This window comes from Streptomyces tricolor (assembly GCF_002155905.1).
Lineage (GTDB): Bacteria > Actinomycetota > Actinomycetes > Streptomycetales > Streptomycetaceae > Streptomyces > Streptomyces tricolor.
This window is the reverse complement of the sequence record NZ_MUMF01000232.1, coordinates 1-3,927: the sequence shown is the minus strand read 5'-3', so window position 1 is coordinate 3,927 and position 3,927 is coordinate 1. Positions and strand designations below refer to the sequence as shown.

1 pseudogene is annotated in these 3,927 nt (G+C 74.0%); it reads left to right on the top strand.

What is annotated here, in order from left to right:
* Positions 1-66 precede the first annotated feature (66 nt).
* Positions 67-3,610 (top strand): annotated as a pseudogene (locus tag CCN44_RS17330) (type I polyketide synthase); the annotation flags it as partial.
* Between the last annotated feature and the right edge of the window lie 317 nt (positions 3,611-3,927).

The following is a 3,927-nucleotide window of genomic DNA, read 5'->3' as shown; positions in this document are numbered from 1 at the left end:
CCCCCCACGACCACGCCCGCCCCGCAGTCCACCTGACGCCTTAGCCCCACTAGGAGCTGACCCGCAATGGCGGATGAAAGCAAGCTTCGCGACTACCTCAAGCGCGTACTCGCCGACGCGCGCCGCTCCCAGCAACGCGTCCGTGAACTTGAGGCCGAGAAGGCGGAGCCGATCGCGATCGTGGGCATGGCGTGCCGACTGCCCGGCGGGGTGACCGGCCCCGACGACCTGTGGCGACTCGTCCGCGAACGCGGCGACGGCATCTCGCCGTTCCCGACCGACCGNNCTGTTCGACGCCGACCCCGACAAGACGGGCAAGTCCTACGTCGACCAGGGCGGCTTCCTGCACGAGGCGGCCCTCTTCGACGCGGGCCTGTTCGGGATCTCGCCGCGTGAGGCGGTGGCGATGGACCCGCAGCAGCGACTCCTCCTCGAAATGTCCTGGGAGGCGCTGGAGCGGGCCGGCATCGACGCGCTCACGCTCAAGGGCTCCGACGTCGGCGTCTTCGTGGGCGTCATCAACGAGGGCTACGCCACCGGCGGCCCGGTCCCACCGGAGCTGGAGGGCTTCACCGGCACCGGCACCACCGGGAGCGTGGCCTCGGGCCGCATCTCGTACGTCTTCGGGCTCGAAGGCCCCGCGGTGACCGTGGACACCGCCTGCTCCTCGTCCCTGGTCGCCATGCACCTGGCCGCCCAGGCGCTGCGCCGCGGGGAGTGCTCGATGGCCCTGGCCGGCGGTGCCACCGTCATGGCCGGCCCCGGGATGTTCATGCAGTTCTCGCGGCAGCGGGCGCTGGCCGCCGACGGCCGCTGCAAGTCGTACGCCGACGCGGCCGACGGCACGGGCTGGGCCGAGGGCGCGGGCGTGGTCGTCCTGGAGCGGCTGTCGGAGGCGCGGCGCAAGGGGCACCGGGTACTGGCCGTCGTCCGCGCGTCCGCCGTCAATCAGGACGGCGCCTCCAACGGCCTGACCGCCCCGAACGGCCCCTCGCAGCAGCGCGTGATCCGCAAGGCGTTGGCCGAGGCGGGCCTGACCCCGGCGGACGTGGACGCGGTCGAGGGCCACGGCACGGGTACCGTCCTCGGTGACCCGATCGAGGCGCAGGCGCTGCTCGCCACCTACGGCCAGGACCGCGAACGGCCGCTGTGGCTGGGCTCGTTGAAGTCGAACATCGGGCACACGCAGGCCGCCGCGGGTGTCGCCGGTGTGATCAAGATGGTCCAGGCGATGCGGCACGGCGTCCTCCCCGCCACCCTCCACGTCGACACCCCCTCGTCCGAGGTCGACTGGTCGGCCGGGGCGATCGAGCTGCTGACCGAGGAGCGGGACTGGCCCCAGACCGGACGCCCACGCCGGGCCGGCGTCTCCTCCTTCGGCGTCAGCGGCACCAACGCCCACCTGATCCTGGAGGAAGCCCCGGAGGAACCGGCCGCGGAACCGGTGACCCCGGTCGACGGGGTGGTCCCCCTGGTGGTGTCGGCGGCCTCCGAAGGAGCCCTGGCGGGCCAGGCCGCACGCCTGGCCGCGTTCGCCACGTCCACTGAAGCACCCCTCGCTCACCTCGCGAGCGCCCTCGTCGCCCAGCGAGCCCTGCTCGGCGAGCGGGCCGTGGTCGTGGCCGGGTCGCGGGAGGAGGCGGTGGCCGGGCTGGGCGCGCTGGCCCGGGGGGAGTCGGCGCCCGGTCTGGTGACGGGTGCTGCGGGGGCGTCCGGGCGGACGGTCCTGGTCTTCCCGGGGCAGGGTTCGCAGTGGCCGGGGATGGGCCGGGAGTTGCTGGAGTCCTCGCCGGTGTTCGCGGAGCGGATCGAGGAGTGCGCCCGGGCGTTGGAGCCGTGGGTGGACTGGGACCTGCGGGCCGTCCTGCGCGGTGAGACCGACCTGATGGACCGGGTGGATGTGGTCCAGCCGGCGAGCTTCGCGGTGATGGTCGGTCTGGCTGCTGTGTGGGCGTCCGTGGGTGTGGTGCCGGATGCGGTGGTCGGTCACTCGCAGGGCGAGATCGCCGCTGCCTGTGTCGCCGGTGCGCTGTCCCTGGAAGATGCGGCGCAGATCGTCGCCGTCCGCAGTCAGGTGATCGCCGGTGAGCTGGCGGGCCGGGGCGGAATGGCCTCGGTGGCGCTGCCGGAGGCGGAGGCGGCGGAGCGGATTGCCGCGTGGGAAGGCCGAGTCGAGGTCGCGGCGGTCAACAGCCCCTCCTCCTCGGTGATCGCCGGAGATGCCGAGGCGTTGGACGAGGCGTTGGCCGCGTTGGAGGCCGACGGCGTACGCGTGCGCCGGGTCGCCGTGGACTACGCGTCTCACACCCGCCATGTCGAGGCGATCGAGGCGGCGTTGGCGGACGCGTTCGCGGACATTCGCGGTCAGGCGCCGGTGGTGCCGTTCTTCTCCACCGTGACCGGCGAGTGGGTCCGCGAGGCGGGTGTCCTGGACGGCGGTTACTGGTACCGCAATCTCCGCAGCCGCGTGCGTTTCGGTCCGGCGGTGGCGTCGCTGCTGGCCGAGGGGCATTCGGTGTTCATCGAGTCCAGCGCCCACCCGGTCCTGGTCCAGCCGGTGAACGAGACCGTGGACGAGGCGGAGTCCGAGGCGGTCGTCAGCGGTTCCCTGCGCCGGGAGGAGGGCGGCCCCCGACGGCTGCTGACGTCGATGGCCGAACTCTTCGTCAGGGGCGTGGCGGTGGACTGGGCGGGTGTCCTGCCCGAAGTCGACGGCACCCCCCTCGACCTGCCGACGTACGCCTTCGACCACCGCCACTACTGGCTCCGGCTGAACGGGGCGACCGACGCCACCGCCCTCGGGCAGGCGCCCACGGACCATCCGTTGATCGGTGCGGTCGTGGAAGTGCCGGACAGCGGCGGAGTGCTGTGCACCTCCCGACTCTCCCTGCGCACCCACCCCTGGCTGGCCGACCACACCGTCGGCGGGGTGGTCCTCGTCCCCGCCGCGGCCCTGGTCGAGCTGGCCGTGCGGGCCGGTGACGAGGTCGGGTGCGGAACCGTCGACGCACTCACGGTCACCGTGCCGCTGGTGCTGCCGGAGCAGGGCGGGGTACGCGTGCAGGTCGCGGTCGGCGGCGCGGACGAGAGCGGCTGCCGTACGGTCACCGTGTACTCGACGCGCGAGGACGCCACCGAGGTGATCGGGGCGGAGGCCTGGGTGCGGCACGCCACGGGTGTGCTGACGGCGACGCCCAAGCCGGGCGAGAGCCCGCAGGGCGACTTCGGTGCCTGGCCGCCGGTCGGTGCCCGGCGCGTCGACGTGGAGGCCCTGTACGACGGCCTGGTCCGGCGCGGTTACGAGCACGGGCCCCTCTTCCAGGCCGTACGCGGGCTCTGGCGGCTCGGTGAGGAGATCCTCGTCGAGGTCGCCGTACCCGAGGACGAGCGTGAGGAGGCCCGGCGGTTCGGGCTGCACCCGGCGCTGTTGGACGCGGCACTGCACCCGGCGCTGCTGGACGCGGCCGTGGCCGACGGGGACTCCCGGGTGTGGCAGTACCTGACCTGGCACGGTCTCGCGCTGCACGCCGTGGGCGCCACGGCGCTGCGGGCACGGATCACTCCGCACGGCCGGGACGCGCTGGCGCTGGAGGCCGTCGACCAGGCCGGCGGTCTGGTGCTGCGAGCCGAGTCGGCCGAGCTGCGACCGCTGGCCGCGGGGCAGTTGGAGACCGCGGCGGGCCCGGCGGGCGACGACTCGCTGTTCCGCGTGGAGTGGACCGCGCTGCCCGGAGCCGAGGCGCCGGCCGGTGAGCCGCCGACCTGGGTCGCGGTCCGCTCCGCCGCCGACATCACCGCCTTGGCGGAGGCCCCGGCGGCCGAGGCGGAGCTGCCCGCGGTCATCGTGCTGGAGGCCGTCGCGGCCCACGACGACGGCGCGGACGACCTGGCGCTGGCGTTGACCAACCGGGTGCTGGCGGCCGTGCA